Source organism: Rhodococcus sp. NPDC079359, assembly GCF_040702585.1.
Lineage (GTDB): Bacteria > Actinomycetota > Actinomycetes > Mycobacteriales > Mycobacteriaceae > Rhodococcoides.
In genome coordinates this window covers 385,098-405,249 of sequence record NZ_JBFBLH010000004.1, presented here as the reverse complement: position 1 = coordinate 405,249, position 20,152 = coordinate 385,098, and the positions used below count along the sequence as shown (strand labels likewise).

Sequence of the window (20,152 nt, the reverse complement as noted above, 5' to 3'; positions counted from 1 at the left end):
GCGGTCAGTTTCCCGTGTTCAGCTCCGTCACGGTCTCGTTGATGAGATCGAAGAGCGCGCGGATCTCGATATTGGTGATATCGGGCTTCTTCTGACGCAAGAGCACCGCCTGCGCCGGGCCGAGCAGCCCCATGAGGCCCTGCGGGATGTTCCCGGCAGAGAGCGGCTGCGTGACGGTCCAGAACGGCCACGCGTCGGGATCGGAGGGAATCTCGAACGTCATCCCTTCCCACTCGACGGTGACAGTCTCGATGCCCTCGGCCTCGATCTGCGCTGCGGGCTTCTTACGGTCCTGCGGCTGCTTCACGTTGGCAGGCTTGTGCGGCTGTGCTCGCTTGGCTGCGGCCCTCTTGGCCGGGGCGCGGCGAGTGGCGGACTTGATCGGTGTCGGTTCTGCTGCGGTCATGGTCGCGGTTCCTTCGTGTCAGTGGTGAGTTTCAGTCCTTCGGTGCGGAGCAGGTGACGCATCAGCTCGACGATCAATAGGTCGCGCACGTGGGCGTCGGCCTCGTCGTCGTAACCGGACTGAGTTTTCAGCTCACGATCGAACGCGGCGAGCGTGTCGACCGTTGTTCGATTCGACGGGTCTGCCTCCGCTGCCGCCTCGCGCTTCGCGATCTGCACAGCGGCGAACAATTTGTTGCGCGTGATCGCGTCGTTCGGATTGGAGATTCCCAGACGCTCTGCTGCGGCCCGGATCTCGTCATCGGTGGGAATGTCGGACATTCGCGGTTCTTTCTCTCGTTCGCGGTTCGGATCAGGTGAAGACAGCGGGCCGGTCGAACCGCGTGAACTCCCGGCCCGCTGTCGATCAGGAGCCGACGACCGTGACGCGCGAGGCGGGCGTCGGAGTCAGCAGGCTTGCGTCAGCGACGAGCAGCTGATTGGTCTCGCCGAGGAACTCACCGGCGAGCTTGATCACGTACGCCCCGACGGTTCCGGTGACGGTGACCTGCCCGGTTCCGAGGATTGCCTCGAGCGCAGCCTGTACGGCCGTGGTCGGGGCGTTGTAGGCGATTGCGCTGGTGACCTGATCCTCGAACGCGAGCGTGAACGTGCCGGTCGTCGCGCCGACGACGGTGACAGTCTGCGTCTCGTTGACCGGCGTGTACTGCCGGACGTAGAGCAGGCCATCGCCCTGCGCGTAGATCGTGGCGGTGCACTCCATGCCGGAGGGATCGGACTCGTTGCGGTCCAGGTTCGGGATCCACAGCGACGCCGGCACCGCGGTGAAGTACCGCTCCTTGCGGCCGAAGTCGTTGATGGTCTCGAAGCACACGCCCATCAGTGCGGGTCGCGGTACGCGGATACCCGTTGCAGACGAACCCGGGTGCGCGATCTTGCGCGTGATCCGGTTGTTCTCCAGCAGGGTGAGCTTCCGCGACTCCTCGTAGTTCTTGTAACCCTTGCGGTACAGGCCGATTCCCCAGCCGAAGTGGGTCGACTCGTCCCACTTGCGCTCGTTCGAGAATCCGGCGTCGCCGTCGAGAATGCCTCCATTCGCCCATGCGCGAGGCAGAGGGTCGGTGATGGTCGCGGGCTTGAGGGCGGTACCGGTCGGGTCGAAGTAGACCCCGGCATTCGCCCAGATGTTCACTGCTGTGGGGTTGTTTGCGGGCATGACTGAATCCCCTTTCGGGAGTTGGTGTGATGGAGCCACCCGAAAGGGGTGGTCGAGCGCGAATTAAATTGCGGCTGTTCGCATGCGAGTGCGCACCGTCGCCGATGCCATGAGGCCGTGATTCTTCGAGTCGCGGGCGTCGAGCACATCGGTGCCGGGGAGGATTTTCGCGACACCGGGAACGGTCGAGCAGAGGAGCAATCCGACGGCGACGGCGACGATCTCGCACGACCGGCTCCGACTGTTGGACCAGACGGTGAGCCGCAGTGTCGGCCTGCTCAGGACCGGCCACATCAGCCCGCCGCCATCGACGGCCACCACGAGCATCGGAGGTCGGTTCGGCTTCCACTCGTCATCGAGGGCGAGTGCGCACCGGACGCCAGGGAATCGGCCGGCGAAGTCCTCTGCGAGGAAGTCCTTCACCGGCCGAGCTGCATCCTGCGGAACGTAGACGGTCACGACGTCACCTCAAGTCCCACCGCCGCAGCCGCGCGAGTGAGTGCGCCGTCGGAGACTTGGAGCTCGACGCCGCGCGGATCCGCGATGATCACCAGCGCGGCCGAACGGTCCGACGTGTACGGAGCCACCACGACATCGATCTCGTCGTCGTCGATCGCAGCACGGACATTCTGTGCGATCTGCTCGGACGCCGCATTGGTCATCGGGCCGAACGACTTAAGCAACTTCCCGACGCCCGCGCGGTCGAGGCGTAGGCGAACCCCCGAGGCCATCAGCCCACCGCCTTCATCAGCTCGACGACCCAGCTGCAATCCTCAGGATCTTCGTCGTCGATGTTCTCGGCAACGTCGCCGTCGATCTCGAACTCGACACCGCGCACGATGATCGTGCCGGTGTTGAGGATGGAAACCGGTGGACGTTCGGTGATGTAAACCCGCATCCGGGTTACGCGTCCGTTGCGACCGCGCTCGGGTGCCTCGGTCGAGCCGAGCGGCTCGATCACGCAGCCGGGGATCGTGACGGGAATCGACGAACCCGGAATCGGATCGTCGTTGTCGTCGCGCCGTTCCCCCGGTTTGTAGACGACCGATTCATCGAAGGTCGACACAGTCGCTCCGATCGCCGAAGTGTCCGACGGGCATCTCGCGGAACGAGATTCCGAGCAGTTGGCAATGCCATTTCAGGAATCGGAGTTCACCGTCCGGATTGGTGAGAGTTCCTGCGCGCGAACGAGGCCCGACTGCCTTGGTGTACGACGAATGCCCACGCATCGAGCCGGACGTCATCGCATCACGCACCACCGACGTCACGACGGTGCGAGCATCGTCCTCGTCGATCGGCTTCGTCGATTTGCGTCGAATGATCCGAGACGCTGCGGCGAGAAGATCCGCAGCGTCGTTCCGCTCGAACTCGCTGAGGGGACGCCATTTCGACTCGAACACGCCGACTTCCACGAACGTATCGGTGTCAGCCATGACGTCCCCCCTTCATCACGGCAGCAGCTCGATGAGCTTCGCGCGTGTGAGTTCCTCGGCCGCATCCTCGGCGAATCCGGCCGCGCCGTCTGTCGCGTTGTGAACCTTGACGGCGTATGCGACCCACTCGGCCTTGGTCGCTGTCGGCTCCGGTCGATCGGGATTCCCGGTGGCCGGAGGGTCAACGGGTGGCTCGTCGGCCGGGGGAAAGAGCGGCTCGACCGGGTCGTCGAGCACAACGACCTCGGCGATGAAGCCCTCGTCTTCGAGGCGCTTGATCTCCTCGCGCGAGACGTCGGTGCCGACCGGCTGCCCCTTGTAGACGTAGGCGCGTGAGCCGGTGCTCTTGAGCTTGACGATGGTCAGGGCGGCTACGCCGATGTACTGCTTCGCCATGTCAGACTCCCGTCACCTTGATAGCGGCATTCGGTTCCTGGACCATCGGGACTCCGACCTTGCGGGCCTGAACCCGGTTTCCGTCGGCCGTCTCGATGCGGAACTTCTTGGTCTGCACACCATCTGCAGAGCCGGTGTAGCCGCCGCCCTGGTCCTCGTAGGCGATCGACCCGAGCTGAGTCGAGTCGAGCATCATCACCGTGGTCGACGGCGGCATGTTCGTCGTCTTGACGATGGTGAAACCGGCGATCTTCTGGATGCGACCGGTCAGTACGGGCGACTCGCCTTCGCGAGGCAGATGGTCGAGGATCTTCGCTGCCGCGAGGAGCCGGGCGAACTGGACCGGGCGAGCGAGGATCATGTTGACCTCGAAGCCTTCGTTCAGTTCGTCGATCACCGCGCCGGACAGCAGCGCATCGAGGAACGGATCCGCGCCCGCGGTGTTCCATGCGGCCGACGCGGCCTGCGTCTGCGTGACAGCGGACGCCACGGCAGACAGAACCGTCTCGTCGAACTGCTTCGCCAGACGGTTCGCGAGCTTGATCAGCTTGCGAGTAACGATGTCCATCCGGTTGCGCGAGACCAGAGTGTCGGGGAACTCGGTTGCGAGAGCCCACTTCTCGGTCTTGACCTGCGTGATGGGACCGGCAGTATCACCGGTGAGCGGGTACTCGCCCATGTCACCGACACGCTCGGCCAGACGATCGGAGTAGATCGACTCGCCGGTCTCGAAGATGGCCGATCCGGATCCGGTCAGGTCGACGCGGCCGGAGAGGATCTGGTCGCCGACGAGACGCTGATCGACGAGCGTCCGGAGCATCCGGTAGATCAGGACGGGATTGTTCATCAGTCGGTCGACGGTGATCCGCTGACCGTTGATCGTGGGCCCCTGGTCGGGGTAAGTGGTAGGCATCTGCCCAATTCCTTTCTCAGCGAGTGAACTTGACGGGGAACTGGACACCAGCGCCGGAGGCGGCTTCCAGCGCGGTACCGACCAACGCGTCCGGCGCATCGGTGCCGGAGACCCAGGTCGTGACCTGACCATTGGCAGCGCACTTCACGCGCGCTCCCTGAGCGATCGCACCGGCAGCGGTCGGGTACTGCACCGCTCCCGAGTAGGCGACGAACAGCTGACCGACTGCAGCGTCCTGAGACGCGACACCGATCCAGTCGAGTGCGCCCGCTCCCGCGGTGACGCCCGAGGCCGTCACGAGCTGGCCACCGACGACCCCGCCAGATCCCGCGACGCGCGTGGGCTGGCTCTGACCTCCGGTGAACTTGGGCAGGTAATCAGGCATTGAGAGCTCCCTTCGGAAGGCCGAGGCTTGCCTCGAGCGCGCCGAGATCATCGGCGTTCAGTTCGGATTCGGGCGCGTCCTTCGCGGTGCCGATCGATGCGCCGACGGGAATGAGATTGGCTGCCAGGCCCGCCAGGATCTCGCGGCCACCCTTGGGGTCGGCCTTGAGGTACGAGACCCAGTGCTCGCGCTGAGCGGGCGAGAACTTGCCTGCGCGCACAGCCTCGTCGACCAGACGGTTCCGGTCTTCGTCCTCCTGTCGGAGCGCTGCCTGCTCCCCGCGTGCGGCCGAGGCCTGCAGTGCTGCGAGCTGCGTCGCGTCGATCTGGACCACACCGGGGGCCGCAGCGCGAGACGCTGCAGCGGCCGCGGGGGCCGGCTCTTCGGGCGTGGTGGCCAGCTCTTCGGCTGCCGTCACCATCGCATCGACATCCGCGTCCGCGTCCACCCCGAGGGCTTCACGGAAGGCGGCTTCCTGCTCGTCAGTGAGTGTGAGTGCCACTGTCGAGCCTCCTTTCGGATCGTTCCCGCCCGCGTGAACCGCGGTAGGGGTTGACGCCGAGGCCGATTGGCCGGGGCGTGATTCGGCACGGTTCGCGTACCGAATGGCTGTGGGTGCAGACGCCGCAATGTCCGGCGCTGCAGCAGGATCGGCAGGTGCTGCCGGGGTGACGTCCTCGTAGCGGACGACGACCGGAACGGCGGGCTCGAAGGTCACGCCGTCGGCACCGTCTCCAGTGACCGTGATCGGCACTCGTGAACGCGTTCCGGTGTCGTCGTCGATGACGATCAGCTGCAGTGGATCGAGTTGCATCTCTTCGATCCACACCGACCAGGGCGCGTCCTCGTAGTAGGCGCGGCGTACGTCCTCGGTACTGACGCCCAGCGCTACGGCGGGCGGCTTCGGGTTGGGCATGGCAGATCCCTTCAGGTGGACTGTGACCCGCTGGCCGTGACCACCGGACGACGCCGCGACGCCGTACAAAGTGGCGACGTCCTGCAGCGATTCGAGAGTTCCGATGGCCGGGTGCTCGACGCCGAGCAGTGCCACCGCGGTGATGACGAACGGGTGGGTGTGGCCGATGGCGCACTGGTATTCCCACTGCCCCTCGATCGAGCGATCCGGAAAGGCCGACGCCAGAACGGGTCCGAGCCAACCGGGCATGCCGACGTAATCGCCGACCATCGTGTGACCGTCCTCGGCGACCGCCATGTTCGCGATCCATCCGACAGCAGGCTCACCGTCGAACCGAGGATCGGTGTGTCCGAGCTTGAGAACCGGTCGGCGTACCGCGGGACAGTCGAGCGCCGCCACCGCAGAGGCGAAGTCGCCCGTGGTGAACGTGTGCACTCCCGTACTGGCCGACCATGTGCCCGTATGCATCAGCTCCACCGACGGCAGGTGGGAGAGCGCAGGGGCGATAGGGACGGTCATGCTGTCACCCCTTCCGGCGCCGGTTCCGGAGCAGGCTCAACGGGTGCACCCGAGCCCAGCGGCAGGCCGTACGCCTGGCGCACCGCCGCTTTGATCGCCTCGTCGGGATCGAGCAGGCCACCATCAACCAGCATCTTGAGGGCGGGAGCGACGGCATCGTGCCGAGATCCGATCTCGTCGAACACGATTCGCGGAGCCGCGACCTCGGGGCCCCAGTTCAGGTCCACGAGGTCTTCGACGATGTGTTGATTCGCCGTCTCGCACAGCGCATCCGCGAGCGTCTGCAGTGACATCACGAAGAAGTCGGCGAATGTGCTGCCGAGTGCCCACGATCCCGTCTTGTCGCCGAGGTTCAGGAAGTGAGCGAGCACCGCGCGGCCGATCTGCGCATCGTGGTAGTTGATGGCCGGCTGTGCGTCGGGCAGGTTCCCCTCGACGCCGAGCAGTCGCAGTCGCGCCTTCCACGGCAGCGCCGCTCCGGACGCATCACCCGAGCGGTACGACCGAGCGATGTCCTCACCCTTGTCGAGCTGGGCCTGCTCGTCCCGCTCCCCCGCCTCGTAGACCGGGACGCCCATACCGTTTCGCTCGATCGTCTGTGCCTGGACGCGGAGCAGACGATCCTTGAGAAGCCAGTTCTTATACGCGGGCCGCAGCAACGAATTGCCGAGCCAGTCCGCGCCCTCCTTCTCGTACACGTAGGCGACGAGTTGCGTGACCGGAATCGGCTTGTCCGCGTCGTACTGCTCGATCGAGACCAGGCCACCATCGCGGGCGACGTTGATCGCCGAGATTGTGCGGGGCATCCGAGGACCGAGCTTGCGGAGTCGAAGCAGGCCGGTCACCTCGTCGACCGCGTACTCCTGCTCGAAGAACATGTGCCCGTACTGAATCGAGAGCAACGCGTTCTGGAGATGCTCCTGCCACGAAAACCGGCCTTTGGTCCGACCTCGCGGCTTCGGCTCCTGGCCGTGGATCGGCAACCCGAGATCTTGCGAGATGTGCTCGTACACCTCTGGGTCCGATCCGTTCGGATCCAGCCGCCACCCGGTACGCATCACGGGAAGACTGACGGCGCGCAGCACCGACTTGATCTGCGCGTCCTGCCTTTTCATCTGCTCGTACACCCGCGACGCGAGCGGCCACCGCAGCTCCGGAGTCTCCTCGACTTCCACGTCCCAGTAGGAGCCACCGGTGGTGTGACCGTTCGCGTTCGCGTAACCGATCGTCGTCGGCTTCGCGACGGGCATTGTCTTGGCTGGCGCTGTCATCGCGGCCCCCTTCCTAGAATCCGACGGACATCAGGTCGTAGGTCTCGCTACGGCGCGACTGAGCGGTGACGGGCTTCTGAGTCGGCATCTGCACCGGCACACGGGCGAGGGACTCGAACTCGATCAGGCCCCAACGAGCCAACGTCGCGGCCTCGAGCGGCGAGATCACTTCGTCGTCGGCAGGAACCCAGATGAAGCCGCCCGATGATTTCTTCTGCTCGGCCCCGACAACTGCGTCGGCGAGGTTGGAGTCACCGACATGCGAGAGCTGGTTGCTGGTCGCATCGTTGAGGAAGCCGCCGCAGGCCTGCACGTGCTGCTGCACCGTGGTGGTCTCCGGCTCGATGCCGTCCTTGATCAGCTCCGGGACGATGATCATGGCCGGATCGCGCCGCTCGATGATCACGGCGACCGGCTTCTGCAGGTTGACGATTCGGCGCACATACGACCTGGCCTCGGCGCGCGTCATCTTCTCGTGCTTGCCGACCTCGAGGTGGATTCGGCCGGCCTCGGTCTTCTGCGCCGACGCAATCGACCACCATTCGTTGCTCTCCGACGACGAGATCGCCAGGCACGACGGACCGACGAGCGGTGAATCGACGTCGATCATGTCTGCCCACCTGCCCGCGGTGATCGACGGAACATGATCTGCCGGTGGCGGTTTCCAGATTCCGAACCGCTCGCGGCCGAACTTCTCGTCGTCCATCTGCCCGCGCTCCACCGTGCGGATGAAGTCGTAATCGAGATGCAGGCCCAGCGCCGGATTGCACGCGTACAGCGCGTCGTCGTCGCCGTCGAGATCGACACCCTCGGGAGAGCTCCACTCGAAGTACGCCAGGCCTCGGTCCTTAGCCAGACCGCGGTTGCGGATCTTCTCAAGCGCCTCCGACGACTCCATACCGGCCGACGAGACGTACCAGATCTGCGCATTCGGCACCGCCGCGAACGCAGGCAGAGCGTCGGCCAGCATCTCCGGGTCGAGGTCGTACGCCTCGTCGAGGAACAGGGTGTTACCGGTGAAGCCACGACCCGAACCACCGGAGCGAGCGACGAACTGGAGGATGCCCCAGTCGGTCTCGATACCCATCAGCTCGTTCGACTCGCGATACCGGCCCGCGATCTTGCGATCGAGGTCGGGAGTCTGGCGACACAACTTCTTGATGCGCCGGAACATCTTGCGTGAGGTCTTCATCTGGTGCGCCGAGTAGATGATCTCGGCGTCCTTCGTCAGGAACATCGCCGCGAGCTGCCGGGCCTCGATGACCGCGCCCTTGCCGTTCTGGCGAGGGACGATCAGGCCGACCTCCATCGCCGACCAGCGGCCACCGGCACGCAAACCGAGGGATTCCTCGATCACGTACTCCTGCCACGGGTCGAGAATCAGGCCCGCATGCTTGGCCAGGGCGACCGTGTCCTGCCCCAGGCTGGTCAGGTAGAGCGGGACGCTACTGTGCTGCGGTCTCTGCGAACCGATCCGCGACTGATTGAGCGAGAGCGTCAAGGAAACTCGCCCCCGCATCCCCGACGTCGCTACTGCCGCCGCCAGTGCCGAGCTTCAGCCGCGAAGCAAGCTGCCGAAGAGTGGTGATCGTCTGACGCCGCTCGACCAAGAGCGCGTCCACCCGCAGATGAAGGACGACGTCGCCGTCTCCTTCCGATTTCGGGACCGTGACGGTGGCCCACGCGTGCGAATCGCCGGCCAACAGCTCGTTGATCCGGTCGAGCTGGTCGGCCATCCGGCATAGCTCGGCGATCACGACCGCTCGCACGGCGTCGGGCTCGGATCTGGTCAGATCACGCCACAATGCCGCGCCTCTCGGCCGCAGATTCTTGGGTCGAAGCGCCTTCGGAATGGCCACGGTCACCCCGTTTCCGCAGGTCAGACCGCATAAACCATGCATGAGCGGTGCATAATCATGCGGGATTTCATGCATGAAACCCGGATTTCCATGCGGGGGGAGAGAGAAACGGCCTGACGCGCACCGAAGGGTCAGCTGGTGGGGGGCCTAATGTTTACGGAGCCCCTGGTCAGGGGCTTGCATGCGGTGCATGAGAGCTCCAACCCGCATAACGCCTGGTCAGCGGCCTGTATGTCCATCCATTGGCATGCATGACCGACTGCATGGTTATGCATAATCCATGCATGGAATCACCAGGCCATCCGGTTGCCCAGCACCTTGCCCTTGAGTGCCGGCCTCGTGTGGTCTCGACTGCCATCGCCTCGGGCGCTGTTGCAGGGACCGTGGAGCAGCCTGTCAGCCTTCGTGCCGCCCTTGGCTCGTGCCTTCGAGTGGTCGGCAGCGAGGCCTTGAGAGAGGTACATGGGCTCACCGCACCACCAACAGATCGTGCCCTCGACGTGGGTGCGCTTGAGTTCCTTGGCCACCTGTTGGTGATCCCATCCGAGGCCCTTCTCGGTGGTGGTCTTGGGCGTGGCCCGTGGTGCGTGCGTCGCTCCCCTGCCCTGATACCAGGCCTTGACTGCACCCTGCATCTGCCACGGTCGCTCGGCCTTGGCTCGGGCCATGACGATGTCGTACCCCGGGTCGATGGTCACGACCTCGGCTCCTCGGTTGCGGTAGCTGGTGAGCAGCGCATCGCTGGGCGAGGAGTGGATCACGTACACGTCGACCTCGGCGCTGACGCGAATCGCTGCATCGATGGCCGCTTGCCTCGCTGCCTTGGTGACCTTCTTGACCGAGGCCTCGTGGGAGTGCGCGCTCTTGCCTTCGCTGGGGATGGTGAGCGCGTGGGCCAGCTTGTCGTAGTCGACGATGATGTCCCCGCGTTGGGCTTGCTTGGCACACCAGGTGCTCTTGCCTGCAGCAGGTGGGCCGATCACGACGTACAGGCTCACCGCGCCTCCCACGTGAGTCGGCCCCTGGCCCGTGATGGCACGGCGTGGGGGAAGCCAGGGGCCGAGCTGAGCCTCGACACAGCGCAGCGGACGCTTCGTGGTGCGCGTGCTTGCCCGTGAGGTACACCTGACGGTGGCGCAGGTTTGACGCTGCATCGAGGAGTGTGTGAGCCCATCGAATGAGGGCACGAAAAAGCCGCTGACCGGAAAGTGGGTCCAGTGGTCAGCGGCGATTCGTTGTCCAAGTTAGCACGAGCAGGGACTTTGTCCAGCTCACACACCCAGCCTCGTGTTGCCGTCGGCCAGCTTGAGGACGTCACCGAGCTTGTAAACGGCCGGGTCCGAGCGCCGGATCCAGTACCGCGATATGTTGCCAGTCTTCTCGCGCCAGCCCTGCGCCGTGATCTTCTGGTCACGCTCCCAGTTGTAGAGCGTGGATCGTGACACCCGGTAGCCCAATTCGACAAGGAGACTGCGGATCTCACCGAGGGTGTACAGCCGCTCGTGCATCTGGTTCAGGATGCGCCGATCGAGCTGGCGCACGTCGTACATGGAGCTGCACCGTCGGCACCGCACCCAGTCCTCACCGCGTTCGACGTACAGGTCGGCTGTGCACTCGAAGCTCTTGCCGTCCTGGGTCCACGTGTAGCCGCACGGCCCCTTGTAGGCGAGCGGTGGCAACGCGTCGATCACTCTGCGCACTCGGGCGAGCGCCGAGGTGATATCGTCGTGCATCTCACCGACGGCCGGCAACGCGCGCAGTGTGGCACCGTGTACGACCATCCACATCGCGGCCTGTTCGACCCAGTACGTCGGATCGTCACTGAATGCTGCCGGGTCGCGGCGCGGTCCGGATCGGTTGTTCTGGACGAGCTGGATCAAGCCGGGTGTGTCCATCGCGTCGCCGAGCAACCATGAGCCGCCGAGGTGGTCGGACAGCACGCGGGCCCACGTCGTGACCGCATTCTCCATCTCGAAGAACGGGCCCTCGGTGGGCCGAGTGCGGTACGCGTCGTTCGACAGGCGCACGGGCACAGCCGTTTCGGCACTCTTGCCGCCGACGGTGCCGCGTGTGAGTCGATCCTGGCGCGCTCGGGTGATGGTCATGTCGACCACGAGGCTCGGCACCTTGCGCAGCTCGGCGACGAGGGTATCGGCGCAGAGCTGGCACAGCGCATAGTCGTCGTGGACGATGCGGCCGCAATTCGAGCACTCGATCAGGCTCACCGGTGACGCCTCCTGGTGTTACGACGGCTGCCGGGGTCGACCGCCCACATCGGCGGCTCCTCACGAACCTGCTGGACCACCTCGGAGGCGCGGGCGATGTCGGCTCGCACATCGGCACCGACCGTCGCTCTCCATTGCCCTACCCATCGAGCGAATTCGTTGTTCTCCCAGCTCTGAGCTAGAGCATCGATGCGAGCGCCGAGACCGTTCTGCCGAGGAGGCATCAGGTAGAAATCGCGGCTCCCCCAACGATCGCCCCAGATCAGTCGATTCCGGTTACTGGGATCGAGCATGCGGACCTGAGTGTCGACGTCGGTCGCCCACCACGGGAGCGCACCGGGCGTCTCGATCGTCGCGTCGACCAGCTCGGGCAGCGTGCCGGTGATCTTGAGCTCGCGTTCCTCGAACCTCTCGAGGTTTCTCCAGCCGATCGTGAACACGCCCGTCTCCTCGACGGTGTAAGCCGGGAACGCACGCTCACGCGGTACCCACATCCACGGACGTGGTTCATCGGGCAACGCGGCAATGGATGGCGTCCACGAATTCGCCCACCGTCGCGCCATCGACACGGTCTCGTCGACCACCGAGTAAGTGATCGATGCGCCGCGGCCCTCGGGTCGGCCGTAGGAGTACGACTCGGGGAAGACGGGGTTCGTCCACGCCATGAGCCGCTCGAGGTACCCCGGCATATCGAATGCGGTCCGACGAGGGATCACGAACTCTGGCGGCATCCGCCACGACGAGATGTCGAACACCGGATCCTCCGGCCAACCGTCTCGGATCTTCTGGAGCTGAGCCGACGTCGCCCACGGGCCGATGAAGTCCGATCCGGGGCAAAGAATCTCGGAATCGTCAGCGGCGTATCGGTAGTCGTCGAGCGCCTTCGTCGCGTCCTCGAGGGTGATCGAATCGCTCTGACCGAAGGTCTCCTGGCACCACATGCAGTTGCAGTGCAGTGGGCTCGAACCAAGGCCTGAGCCCTGTGCCCGCTGCCAGTCATCGCGCAGCTGCTCGATACGGACCGTGATCGCGAGCCCGTGCCAATCCCGATGGCAGTGTGAGCATTTCGGGTGCTGTGGGTCGTTGTAGTCGTACCCATTGAGCGGTTCGCCCGCGTCGAGCTGCTCGTCGATCAGGGCATCGATGTCGGCGATGATGTCGCTCATGGTCGTCCTCCCATGTACTCCGGCTCGAACCCTGGATCCCAGCGTCGTACCGGCTGGTCGATCGTGTAGTTCGGGACGGTGCTGAATCCGAACTCGCCTGTCGGGGTGTCCTTCGCGGTCCGTTGTGGCCGTTCGGGATCGGTAGTGATGTGCAGCAGTTCAGCGCCGAGGATGCGCACGGTGAGGGTCACAGTCCTGCTCCTGTCCAGTCGACCTTCGGTGAGTAGTGGCAAGGCAGCTCGGGCTCGTACCAGCCCAATCGCTGACCGCCGATGGTGCCGAGCGTGAGTGCGTCGGCGAGGTTGTCGTTGCTGCCGATCCGGACGCCTGGCCACAGCTCGGTCATGGCGTCGATGACCTCGACCTTTTCGGCATGCCCGTTGCCGGTGGCGAACATCTTGAGCGTCGTGGCCGGCACATCGATGACCGGGATTCGTCTTCGGGCGAGGAACCGCACGAGATCGAGCAGCAGTGCGCACCGCTCCTGGTAGAGCCCCGAGTACTTCGATGGCTTGAACGGCAGTGCCTCGACCATCACGAGCCGGACCGAGTTCGGTAGTGCCGCAACGATTGCGTCACCCTGCTTACCGATCCGGAGGGCTCGCTGGGCGATGGTGCCGCCCGTGTTGACGCTGCCGACGGTCTTGAGTTCGGGCACGTTCTTGCCGGTGACGAGACGCGGATTGCGAAGGATCGCAATGCCGGTCGCGGTCATGGATGGGTCGATGCCGACCACGCAGCCGCTCACTGTCGTGGCCAATCGAGAATTGCCACGGTGCGACCGGGACGCTTGTCGACCTGGTACACATCGTGCCCGTTGTCGACGAACCAATGATCGTCCGTCTCGCGCACGCCCTCGACTGGGCCGATCCAATCGACCTCTTCCGTCCCGTCGAAGACGACGAACTCCGTGGCGCTCACAGTGGCCTCGTGGTGCGCATCGAGTTGTACCCGTCGATCAGCGGAGCGACGTCGGCCTTCTCGGCATCGTGCATGCGCTGCAGCCGCTCGGCACGGTTGATCCGAGCATGGTGTGCCGGGAAGTTCTGCAGCTCGTGCATCTGCCCGTCGCGGCCCTTGGTGACGCACGGTGCGCCCTTGTCGGCACCGCAGTAGCGGCACGGGATCGTGAGTGCCAGTTCGCGTTGCTGGAGCTGGTCCAGCGATGGCTCACGCATGATCGGCCTCCGTGGGTGTCCGGTCGAGCGAGATCCAGTCCGCGATCGAGAGCGGTTGCACGTGATCGCATTTGACGACCGGGAGGTCGAGCTCCCACAGCTCACCGGGTTCGATGCGGTTGCCCTGGCCGTCGCAGAACTCGCAGTTGTCGATCACGGCTCGTCGGGTGGCCTTGGCCGATGCGGCGCGCTCCTCGTCGCGTCGGTGCCAGTCGGCGTTCGCTCGGCGGTAATCGCCACAGGCACCGCAGCTGCCGACGGCGGGTTCGTTGATGTGCTTGTGGCATCGAGGTGGGGGCTCTGGACCGATGCTCGCGCGCTGGTGACCTTCCGTACTTACGTAACCACTATTGGAGTATGGAGAGGGTGAAGGAGAGGGAGAGGGAGTAGAGGGGGGTTGCCGAGGGGGTTGAATCGGGGGGTGCGATTCATACTGAATTGGGGGGTCAATCACGGGGTGAATCGGGGTGTGACCGAGGGGGTAAGTCGCGGGGTCAACCGAGGGTTGAGTGAGTAGCTTCTGGACCATCTCGGACGCCCACCCCTTGAGGTCCGGCATGTCGGTTCGGAGTCGAATCAGCTCGTGCACGATGACCTCTCGGAGTGTGTTCGAGGCGACCGCGCTGTGTGCCTTGGCCATCGAGACGCCCATATGACGTTGCTTCATCAGGCCGTCGTTGCGGATGAACGAACGCACGAGAACCTCTTCGCTGCCCTCGTCGACGACGATGTACAGGCGGTCCACGAGTTCGGCCGAGCCTGCGTCGAGGCCTGCCAGGGTCCATCCGTCTGCGAGCTGCAGCATGCGCTTGGGACGCCAATCTGCGACGCCGCAGTAAGACAGGCTCGGTGCGGACAGCAGTGTCAGGTAGAGGTGCTGAGCGCGCGCGGTGAGCTTGCGCCAGTCGGGGTCTGACCAGATCGAGGTGAAGATCCGGCCGTGTTCACGCGCCATTGGTGGCCTCCTGGTCGTAGTGGGCCGTCTTCGGTGTGGCCGTCAGGCTGCTCAGAACCTCGGCGAGCGCCTCGTCGATGACGCCAGTGATGTCGTCCAGCTCTGCCGTCGGCGGGTGGAAGACGCGGACCTCGCACGTGATCTGCGGGACGGTCCGGTTCGGTGACTGCCCGCCGTCGTACGGCAACCGAACAATGGCGTAGTGAGACTGTCTGTGGCCCATCACGCCACCTCGAATAGTTCGAGCTGCTCGGCCGGAGCGCTCAAGTCGATGGCCTCGTGCACGATCCGAGCAAGCTCGCCGAGGTCTCGTGTGTCGACGGGGTATGTGCGCCATGCGATCAGAGCCCGTTCCCGCAATTCGGCCGGCAAGCTCGTCGCCCACTGACGCAAGCGGGTGTAGGTGATCTCTACGCGCAGGTGTGGTTTGTGGAAGCGCAGGATGCCGGGTGAACCGTCAGGTAGTCGCTCGACGACGTCGTACTGGCACCACTCGCCTTCGAGGCCGGTCTTGGTCAACCGGTAGTCGAAGCCCTTGCCGCCGCCGCCACCTTGCGACTGCCGTAGGCTGTCGATGCCATGCTTCGGGGTTGCGATGACCTGACCGATGTTGCCGTTCAGGCGATGGAGCAGATTTCGCTCGTTGTCGGTGAGGGCGATCATGCAGGCACCTCGACTGGTGCGTCGGTGATCGGATTCCAGGCGAGCGGGTCGAGGTCGATTTCACGGGCGCACTGATGGCACAGGCCGACGTAAGCCTCATCGATCGCGACCGTCCTAGCGTCGGCAGCAGACTCCGCTTCGACGTCGAGCGTGATGTTGACTTCCTGAGTCAATGTCACGCGGTACGTTCGCGCCTTCATCGCCGCACCCCTTCCAGAGTCCGACGCTCGTACGATCCCTGCGAATATCCGAACGCGCGATCAGCGTCGTCCTCGCTCACAAAGCCCCGAAGCGCCTTCCTGAGCCCGATGATGCCGAGAGCAATTGCGGCAGAGGCGAACAGGAGCAACATCACTTACCCCACCCCTCGTTGATCCACCGAGCGGCGTAGTCGGTCCACGTCTCGCCGTACAGGCCGAACGGGTAGGGCTCGACGCCGTACATCGTGTGCTGAGTGCGGCCGGGCCGACCGTAGGGCGCGAGGTAGCCGAAGAGGCCCTCGATAGCCTCGCTGTAGCGACCGGGACGGAACCGCGAGAGCCAGTCCCGATCATTGATCGCGTGGACCTCGTCGGCGGCTTCGTTGACGACGTCGCGACCACCCCACGCCTTCCGCTGCTCCATTGCCGCGTACGGCGAGATCGCACCCGTGATTCTGCGGACCGGCGAATTGGCCGGCGCGCTCGTGATGATGTCCCTCGGGTTCGCCAGCTCCAGCGTGACCGTGTTGGCCGGCCACTTCCCGTGCGACGAGTGCAGACCGTAGCCCGGTGCCGGGACGGCCGAGTCACCCTTCGCGCGTGCCGGGTTGGCGATGTTGACCGCAAACGCGACGTCGAGTTTCGTGCCGTTCGCGTTCAGGAACTCGCCGCGCTGCACCCCCTCGAGGAACCGCGAGACGACGATGCCGCCGAGGCTGTACGAGATCAGGCCTACGCGGTTCTTCGTCTCACGCACTTGCCATGCGAGATCGGCGACGCCGAGGTCGACACTGACGTCGAGGGGGTAGGCCTGCTGCCCCGGCACGCGCCCGATCTCGCCGATGGTGGCGGGATACAGGCAGTCGCTCAGACGGAACTCGGTCACCTGTAGCTTGCGAGCGACCAAGCCGCACATGCCATTGCGGGGACCGGGCGTGTTCCCGGTCCCCCGTACGGTGATGACGTCGATCACGCGGCCATCCTCGGTCGCAGCAGCTCGGCCTCGACCTGCACGTACTCGCCGAACCGTAGGACGGTTGCCATGTTGCGACCGTCGTGTGAAGAGATCAGATCAAGGTCTGACGAGACCAGCTCGCCGACCTTGATCCATGCCTCGCCAGGCTCCTGCCACGTGACCCACACGGGCTCGACGACCTTGAGGATGCGGGGGCGCTTCATTCGTCGCCACCGGAGAACTGCGGGCCGGTTGCCTTCGAGATCGAGGTGACCTTCTCGGCGTCCGGGTCGTCGGGCTCCTGCTCCTCGTCCGGATCGACCGCCTTGCCGTCGCCGTCGATGAGTGAGCCTTGTCCGTCCTCGGCGTCGTGAATCTTCTTGCTGACACCCTCGACGATCTTGAGCATCTTCATGGTGACGGTGCGACGTGTGCCCTCGTTGGCCATGTCCTGCTCGGTGTGCGTCGTGCACACGGCCTTGACTGTGTACGTGCGCTCTTCGCCGATCTCGGGCATCTCGAACGACTCTGCGGACGTGCCGGAGATCTTGACGCGTGCCTCTTCGATGAGCGGGGATGTCATGTGGATGGTCACTTCGGGTCTCCTGTCGATGGGGTGAGGTTGAGCCATTCGATTGCGCGCTCGGCGACGTACTCCCAGACGTCTTCCGGTAGCGAGCCGAATGGCAGTCCGCGATGTGCTCGCGTCCATGAGGCTCGGAGGACAGCAGCGAGCTGGTGCTTCTCCTGCGCGACTTCCAGTTCGATGTCGTCCTGCTGCTTGAGGTGGGCGAGGATTCCGGCGCCGATTTTGGTGAGATCACGCAGTGCCTCGACGGTGGCGATCTGGCCGAACATCAGCGAGGCACTGACGTCGTCGCCCTGCGCAGCCGCCTTGGCGCTGTCGAGCGCGTCGGCGGTCACGACTGCAGCTCTCGGAGCGCCTGTGCCGCCTCGTCGAAGCTCAGCTCGGACGGCAGCTCGAGGTCACGGTTGAACAGGTTGCCGAGCCAGGCGAGCTGCGTGTCGAGATCGTCCATGACGGCCTTGCGGAATGCCTGCTGCAGTGCCGCCTGCTGGTCCTCGGTGCTGGGCTTGACCTCGGCCTGTTCCGGTTCTGGCACCGAATCCGAGGCGGGTTCTTCGTCGATGGTCGTGGCAGCCGGATCGTCGACACCGAGCTTGTTCCGCAGGCCTTCGATTCCCTTGGGTGCAGGCTTGTCCACACGCTCCGAGGTGGCCTGGATTGCACGCTCGTCTTCGAGGTCTTCCTTCGAGTACGGCATACCCATCAGGACATCGGGTGCGGCGCGACGGCAGGCGTCGGCCAGAGCCTTGGCGTAGAGCATGCCGCGGGGGTCGGTCTTGTACTTCGTGTTCCCGGCGACGTACCCGGCCTGTGTGGCCAGCTCGATCGTCCAGGTGACCTCTTCCCAGTTCTCGGAGCCCGCATGCCGGGCACGGACGGTGGCCGACGTTTTCGTGCTCTCGACCGTCTCGACCTCGTGGCCCTTCGAGATCAGCAGCGCTCGCATTGCGCGGGCGTACATGCCGGGCACACCGTGAACCGTGAAGATGTTCTGCAGCGATGTGAGCGGATTCCAGCCGAGCTGCTGACCGTGGTAGATCGCGATCGCGGCCTCTTTGCGGCCGGCGCGCTTGCGGCCCTTGCTGTCGGTACCGCCGTCGTACGCCTGCACCGTCGTGTGGATCATCCCGGCGAGTACGTCTGCCGATTTGAGCGCTGCCACATGCGCTTCGAGGTTCTCCGAGACGGTCATCATGGCCGGTGCAATCGCGTTGGCCGGTGCGTTGTAGGTGTCGAGTTCAGTCATGCTGCGTCGCTTCCTTTGATCGATCCGAGGTCGAGCTTCGTGTTGGCGTAGAGCGAGACCGAGTCACCGCGGCCGGGCCGACGGTCGGCCACCTTCTGGCCGTTGCACGTCGCGTACTGGGCATTGCCCATCGCGTCGAGCATTCGGGACTTGAGACCGGTCACGGTCTTGGTGGTCTGCTTGAGTTCCTGCGTCCAGCCGAGGTACTGCATGGCAAGCTCACCGTCGAGTTCGACTGAGCTGCCGTCGATCTCGGGGTGCAACTTCCTGACTGCCTCGTACGTCGAGACCGAGTCGTCCAGCTCCGGCGCGACACCCTCGTCGAGGCTCCGTTGCCAGTCCATGACGCGAGCGAGGATCGCGCTGGCGATACGCGGATCGAACTCGATGTCGTAGATCCGGGGCATGCCGTACTGCGGCCAGAGCACGATGTTCGCGGTGTCGTGCCAGCCTGTGATGAACTGCTGCCACACCACCTGTGCGGCGTAGTCGGCCGGGCACTCCCCCGATCCGTCGTCGCCCCACTCGGCCAGATCGCGTGCGGTCTTGACCTCGACGACGCGGCGCTTGCTCCCGCGTGATCCGCGTCGGTCGATGGTGGCCGCGTTGGCGAACGGGAGATCCTTGCGGGAGTACTGAACCTCTTCACGCGAGAGCCGCCAGCCCGGATTGCGCAGCTTCCAGAACTCCGACGCGGCCAGCTCGGCGGCGTGGCCGTAGTCGTAGTTCTCCTGCTTCGCCTCCGAGATGGTCTCTGTGATGTTGCCGGCCATCTGATGCCATAGCGCGTACTGCGAGTTCCATCGCGAGATCCCCAGGATGGCAGGGATCTTCGACGCGGTGATGGTGCGCAGCCACTCGGGCGAACCGGGTATCAGTGTCGTCATGATGCGACCTCGATTCCACGATCACGGGTGACCTGTCGACGACTGATGCCGACGCGGTCGGCGATCTCACGTGCCGACAATCCACGCACGGTCAGCTGTTGGATTTGCTCGGCGCGTTCGGCTTGCGAAGACCGCCGCGTCCACCGAACCTCTCGCGCCGGTTCGGCATCCGGGTCGTCCATGACGTCCTCGTCCCACTCGAACGGGAGCGCCCAGCCCTTCTGCCGGGCACGCTTACGCGAGATCTCCGACGGACCCACCTGCATGTGACGGCGAGCGAAAATCTCGGCCACCTCTCGAGCGCGACGCGCAGTGCAGTGAGTCGCCTGACCAGCGGTGAGTCGGGTGATCCCTGTCGGATGGATACCGATCTCGGCAGCAACCATTTCCTGCGTCCACCCGATCGCAACGAGAGCGCGGAGCCGTCGGACAGTGCCTGTGCTCGCTACTCGTGTACCGGGTGCGGCCGTGCGCCAAGCGTTGGTAGGCAACGCGATCGACAGGATGCGATCAGCGGTCAGCCGTCGGACGGCCTTGTTGGGTCCGGTGCCTCGATCGGGCCGTCCGAGAATCAAGCATCGAATGGTCTTGCGCTCTACACCTGCCAGCTCGGCGATACGACGGGCTCCGAGTCCGGTCGACAGGAGAGCTTCGACGTGTGCGCGTGCAGGCGCAGCGTCGATGTACTCGGACTCGAAGCGGCCGTAAGCCTTCTGCCGGAGACGAAATTTCTCGTAGCAGGCGTGGCACATTCCCCGTGTGGTCACACGCCTGA

Annotated in this window: 32 protein-coding genes; all 32 read right to left on the bottom strand. The window is 64.9% G+C overall.

The window, feature by feature from the left end:
* Positions 1-4: 4 nt before the first annotated feature.
* The 32 genes from AB0362_RS13080 to AB0362_RS12925 all read right to left on the bottom strand — a co-directional run bounded on the left by AB0362_RS13080 (position 5) and on the right by AB0362_RS12925 (position 20,144).
* Positions 5-406: a hypothetical protein gene (locus AB0362_RS13080; RefSeq protein ID WP_366235677.1), complete on the bottom strand. Its 402-nt coding sequence runs from the start codon at positions 404-406 to the stop codon at positions 5-7.
* Entirely contained in the window at positions 403-726 is a 324-nt protein-coding gene (locus AB0362_RS13075; RefSeq protein ID WP_366235676.1) for a hypothetical protein, read from the bottom strand. Before AB0362_RS13075 ends, AB0362_RS13080 begins: the two co-directional genes overlap by 4 nt.
* Before the next feature lie 85 nt (positions 727-811).
* Positions 812-1,621, bottom strand: coding sequence for a hypothetical protein (locus AB0362_RS13070; RefSeq protein WP_366235675.1), 810 nt, complete (start codon positions 1,619-1,621; stop codon positions 812-814).
* 63 nt (positions 1,622-1,684) lie between these two features.
* Positions 1,685-2,080: a hypothetical protein gene (locus AB0362_RS13065; RefSeq protein WP_366235674.1), complete on the bottom strand. Its 396-nt coding sequence runs from the start codon at positions 2,078-2,080 to the stop codon at positions 1,685-1,687.
* Positions 2,077-2,352 (bottom strand): hypothetical protein, encoded by a 276-nt coding sequence (locus AB0362_RS13060; RefSeq protein ID WP_366235673.1) that lies wholly within the window; start codon positions 2,350-2,352, stop codon positions 2,077-2,079. The genes AB0362_RS13065 and AB0362_RS13060 overlap by 4 nt, the downstream gene beginning before the upstream one ends.
* Positions 2,352-2,687, bottom strand: a complete 336-nt coding sequence (locus AB0362_RS13055; RefSeq protein WP_366235672.1) for a hypothetical protein — start codon at positions 2,685-2,687, stop codon at positions 2,352-2,354. The genes AB0362_RS13060 and AB0362_RS13055 overlap by 1 nt, the downstream gene beginning before the upstream one ends.
* Positions 2,671-3,054 (bottom strand): hypothetical protein, encoded by a 384-nt coding sequence (locus tag AB0362_RS13050; protein WP_366235671.1) that lies wholly within the window; start codon positions 3,052-3,054, stop codon positions 2,671-2,673. The genes AB0362_RS13055 and AB0362_RS13050 overlap by 17 nt, the downstream gene beginning before the upstream one ends.
* A 15-nt stretch (positions 3,055-3,069) precedes the next feature.
* Positions 3,070-3,450 carry a hypothetical protein gene (locus AB0362_RS13045; protein ID WP_366235670.1) on the bottom strand — a complete coding sequence of 127 codons (381 nt, stop codon included), beginning with the start codon at positions 3,448-3,450 and terminating at the stop codon, positions 3,070-3,072.
* Position 3,451: 1 nt separating this feature from the next.
* The gene (locus tag AB0362_RS13040) at positions 3,452-4,363 is read right to left on the bottom strand and encodes a hypothetical protein (protein WP_306904687.1); all 912 of its coding nucleotides are present in this window, start codon (positions 4,361-4,363) and stop codon (positions 3,452-3,454) included.
* Between the two features lie 16 nt (positions 4,364-4,379).
* Positions 4,380-4,748: a DUF2190 family protein gene (locus AB0362_RS13035; protein ID WP_366235669.1), complete on the bottom strand. Its 369-nt coding sequence runs from the start codon at positions 4,746-4,748 to the stop codon at positions 4,380-4,382.
* On the bottom strand, positions 4,741-6,183 hold the full coding sequence (locus AB0362_RS13030; RefSeq protein WP_366235668.1) for a phage protease: 1,443 nt from the start codon (positions 6,181-6,183) through the stop codon (positions 4,741-4,743). Before AB0362_RS13030 ends, AB0362_RS13035 begins: the two co-directional genes overlap by 8 nt.
* Positions 6,180-7,454 carry a hypothetical protein gene (locus tag AB0362_RS13025; protein ID WP_366235667.1) on the bottom strand — a complete coding sequence of 425 codons (1,275 nt, stop codon included), beginning with the start codon at positions 7,452-7,454 and terminating at the stop codon, positions 6,180-6,182. The genes AB0362_RS13030 and AB0362_RS13025 overlap by 4 nt, the downstream gene beginning before the upstream one ends.
* Before the next feature lie 13 nt (positions 7,455-7,467).
* Positions 7,468-8,955 carry a hypothetical protein gene (locus tag AB0362_RS13020; protein ID WP_366235666.1) on the bottom strand — a complete coding sequence of 496 codons (1,488 nt, stop codon included), beginning with the start codon at positions 8,953-8,955 and terminating at the stop codon, positions 7,468-7,470.
* On the bottom strand, positions 8,900-9,313 hold the full coding sequence (locus AB0362_RS13015) for a hypothetical protein (RefSeq protein WP_366235665.1): 414 nt from the start codon (positions 9,311-9,313) through the stop codon (positions 8,900-8,902). Before AB0362_RS13015 ends, AB0362_RS13020 begins: the two co-directional genes overlap by 56 nt.
* Before the next feature lie 290 nt (positions 9,314-9,603).
* Positions 9,604-10,311: a hypothetical protein gene (locus tag AB0362_RS13010; RefSeq protein ID WP_366235664.1), complete on the bottom strand. Its 708-nt coding sequence runs from the start codon at positions 10,309-10,311 to the stop codon at positions 9,604-9,606.
* Between the two features lie 273 nt (positions 10,312-10,584).
* Positions 10,585-11,538: a hypothetical protein gene (locus AB0362_RS13005; RefSeq protein ID WP_366235663.1), complete on the bottom strand. Its 954-nt coding sequence runs from the start codon at positions 11,536-11,538 to the stop codon at positions 10,585-10,587.
* Positions 11,535-12,704, bottom strand: coding sequence for a hypothetical protein (locus tag AB0362_RS13000; protein ID WP_366235662.1), 1,170 nt, complete (start codon positions 12,702-12,704; stop codon positions 11,535-11,537). The genes AB0362_RS13005 and AB0362_RS13000 overlap by 4 nt, the downstream gene beginning before the upstream one ends.
* Positions 12,701-12,895, bottom strand: a complete 195-nt coding sequence (locus tag AB0362_RS12995) for a hypothetical protein (RefSeq protein ID WP_366235661.1) — start codon at positions 12,893-12,895, stop codon at positions 12,701-12,703. Before AB0362_RS12995 ends, AB0362_RS13000 begins: the two co-directional genes overlap by 4 nt.
* A complete protein-coding gene (locus tag AB0362_RS12990) occupies positions 12,892-13,440 on the bottom strand; it encodes a crossover junction endodeoxyribonuclease RuvC (RefSeq protein WP_366235660.1) in 549 nt (182 codons plus the stop codon). Before AB0362_RS12990 ends, AB0362_RS12995 begins: the two co-directional genes overlap by 4 nt.
* Positions 13,441-13,448: 8 nt before the next feature.
* Positions 13,449-13,625, bottom strand: a complete 177-nt coding sequence (locus AB0362_RS12985) for a hypothetical protein (RefSeq protein WP_366235659.1) — start codon at positions 13,623-13,625, stop codon at positions 13,449-13,451.
* Positions 13,622-13,882, bottom strand: a complete 261-nt coding sequence (locus AB0362_RS12980; RefSeq protein ID WP_306904708.1) for a hypothetical protein — start codon at positions 13,880-13,882, stop codon at positions 13,622-13,624. Before AB0362_RS12980 ends, AB0362_RS12985 begins: the two co-directional genes overlap by 4 nt.
* The gene (locus tag AB0362_RS12975) at positions 13,875-14,837 is read right to left on the bottom strand and encodes a hypothetical protein (RefSeq protein ID WP_366235658.1); all 963 of its coding nucleotides are present in this window, start codon (positions 14,835-14,837) and stop codon (positions 13,875-13,877) included. Before AB0362_RS12975 ends, AB0362_RS12980 begins: the two co-directional genes overlap by 8 nt.
* On the bottom strand, positions 14,827-15,060 hold the full coding sequence (locus AB0362_RS12970) for a hypothetical protein (RefSeq protein WP_366235657.1): 234 nt from the start codon (positions 15,058-15,060) through the stop codon (positions 14,827-14,829). Before AB0362_RS12970 ends, AB0362_RS12975 begins: the two co-directional genes overlap by 11 nt.
* Complete coding sequence (locus tag AB0362_RS12965; RefSeq protein WP_366235656.1) at positions 15,060-15,500, bottom strand: hypothetical protein; 441 nt, start codon at positions 15,498-15,500, stop codon at positions 15,060-15,062. The genes AB0362_RS12970 and AB0362_RS12965 overlap by 1 nt, the downstream gene beginning before the upstream one ends.
* Entirely contained in the window at positions 15,497-15,700 is a 204-nt protein-coding gene (locus AB0362_RS12960; protein ID WP_366235655.1) for a hypothetical protein, read from the bottom strand. The genes AB0362_RS12965 and AB0362_RS12960 overlap by 4 nt, the downstream gene beginning before the upstream one ends.
* Positions 15,701-15,851: 151 nt before the next feature.
* Complete coding sequence (locus AB0362_RS12955; protein ID WP_366235654.1) at positions 15,852-16,673, bottom strand: hypothetical protein; 822 nt, start codon at positions 16,671-16,673, stop codon at positions 15,852-15,854.
* Positions 16,670-16,879, bottom strand: coding sequence for a hypothetical protein (locus tag AB0362_RS12950; RefSeq protein ID WP_366235653.1), 210 nt, complete (start codon positions 16,877-16,879; stop codon positions 16,670-16,672). The genes AB0362_RS12955 and AB0362_RS12950 overlap by 4 nt, the downstream gene beginning before the upstream one ends.
* Entirely contained in the window at positions 16,876-17,250 is a 375-nt protein-coding gene (locus AB0362_RS12945; protein WP_366235652.1) for a hypothetical protein, read from the bottom strand. Before AB0362_RS12945 ends, AB0362_RS12950 begins: the two co-directional genes overlap by 4 nt.
* Complete coding sequence (locus AB0362_RS12940) at positions 17,247-17,579, bottom strand: hypothetical protein (protein WP_366235651.1); 333 nt, start codon at positions 17,577-17,579, stop codon at positions 17,247-17,249. The genes AB0362_RS12945 and AB0362_RS12940 overlap by 4 nt, the downstream gene beginning before the upstream one ends.
* On the bottom strand, positions 17,576-18,490 hold the full coding sequence (locus AB0362_RS12935; protein ID WP_366235650.1) for a hypothetical protein: 915 nt from the start codon (positions 18,488-18,490) through the stop codon (positions 17,576-17,578). Before AB0362_RS12935 ends, AB0362_RS12940 begins: the two co-directional genes overlap by 4 nt.
* A complete protein-coding gene (locus tag AB0362_RS12930) occupies positions 18,487-19,377 on the bottom strand; it encodes a YqaJ viral recombinase family protein (RefSeq protein ID WP_366235649.1) in 891 nt (296 codons plus the stop codon). The genes AB0362_RS12935 and AB0362_RS12930 overlap by 4 nt, the downstream gene beginning before the upstream one ends.
* Positions 19,374-20,144 carry a helix-turn-helix domain-containing protein gene (locus AB0362_RS12925; RefSeq protein ID WP_366235648.1) on the bottom strand — a complete coding sequence of 257 codons (771 nt, stop codon included), beginning with the start codon at positions 20,142-20,144 and terminating at the stop codon, positions 19,374-19,376. Before AB0362_RS12925 ends, AB0362_RS12930 begins: the two co-directional genes overlap by 4 nt.
* Positions 20,145-20,152: the final 8 nt, after the last annotated feature.

Excerpts from the sequence above, each read along its gene's own strand:
- AB0362_RS13030 (WP_366235668.1), bottom strand. The coding sequence starts at position 6,183 with ATGACCGTCCCTATCGCCCCTGCGCTCTCCCACCTGCCGTCGGTGGAG.
- AB0362_RS12930 (WP_366235649.1), bottom strand. The coding sequence starts at position 19,377 with ATGACGACACTGATACCCGGTTCGCCCGAGTGGCTGCGCACCATCACC.
- AB0362_RS12935 (WP_366235650.1), bottom strand. The coding sequence starts at position 18,490 with ATGACTGAACTCGACACCTACAACGCACCGGCCAACGCGATTGCACCG.
- AB0362_RS13060 (WP_366235673.1), bottom strand. The coding sequence starts at position 2,352 with ATGGCCTCGGGGGTTCGCCTACGCCTCGACCGCGCGGGCGTCGGGAAG.
- AB0362_RS13025 (WP_366235667.1), bottom strand. The coding sequence starts at position 7,454 with ATGACAGCGCCAGCCAAGACAATGCCCGTCGCGAAGCCGACGACGATC.
- AB0362_RS13045 (WP_366235670.1), bottom strand. The coding sequence starts at position 3,450 with ATGGCGAAGCAGTACATCGGCGTAGCCGCCCTGACCATCGTCAAGCTC.
- AB0362_RS12970 (WP_366235657.1), bottom strand. The coding sequence starts at position 15,060 with ATGGGCCACAGACAGTCTCACTACGCCATTGTTCGGTTGCCGTACGAC.
- AB0362_RS12980 (WP_306904708.1), bottom strand. The coding sequence starts at position 13,882 with ATGCGTGAGCCATCGCTGGACCAGCTCCAGCAACGCGAACTGGCACTC.
- AB0362_RS13070 (WP_366235675.1), bottom strand. The coding sequence starts at position 1,621 with ATGCCCGCAAACAACCCCACAGCAGTGAACATCTGGGCGAATGCCGGG.
- AB0362_RS13075 (WP_366235676.1), bottom strand. The coding sequence starts at position 726 with ATGTCCGACATTCCCACCGATGACGAGATCCGGGCCGCAGCAGAGCGT.
- AB0362_RS13080 (WP_366235677.1), bottom strand. The coding sequence starts at position 406 with ATGACCGCAGCAGAACCGACACCGATCAAGTCCGCCACTCGCCGCGCC.
- AB0362_RS13050 (WP_366235671.1), bottom strand. The coding sequence starts at position 3,054 with ATGGCTGACACCGATACGTTCGTGGAAGTCGGCGTGTTCGAGTCGAAA.
- AB0362_RS13000 (WP_366235662.1), bottom strand. The coding sequence starts at position 12,704 with ATGAGCGACATCATCGCCGACATCGATGCCCTGATCGACGAGCAGCTC.
- AB0362_RS13040 (WP_306904687.1), bottom strand. The coding sequence starts at position 4,363 with ATGCCTACCACTTACCCCGACCAGGGGCCCACGATCAACGGTCAGCGG.
- AB0362_RS12960 (WP_366235655.1), bottom strand. The coding sequence starts at position 15,700 with ATGAAGGCGCGAACGTACCGCGTGACATTGACTCAGGAAGTCAACATC.
- AB0362_RS12965 (WP_366235656.1), bottom strand. The coding sequence starts at position 15,500 with ATGATCGCCCTCACCGACAACGAGCGAAATCTGCTCCATCGCCTGAAC.
- AB0362_RS13035 (WP_366235669.1), bottom strand. The coding sequence starts at position 4,748 with ATGCCTGATTACCTGCCCAAGTTCACCGGAGGTCAGAGCCAGCCCACG.
- AB0362_RS12950 (WP_366235653.1), bottom strand. The coding sequence starts at position 16,879 with ATGAAGCGCCCCCGCATCCTCAAGGTCGTCGAGCCCGTGTGGGTCACG.
- AB0362_RS12975 (WP_366235658.1), bottom strand. The coding sequence starts at position 14,837 with ATGGCGCGTGAACACGGCCGGATCTTCACCTCGATCTGGTCAGACCCC.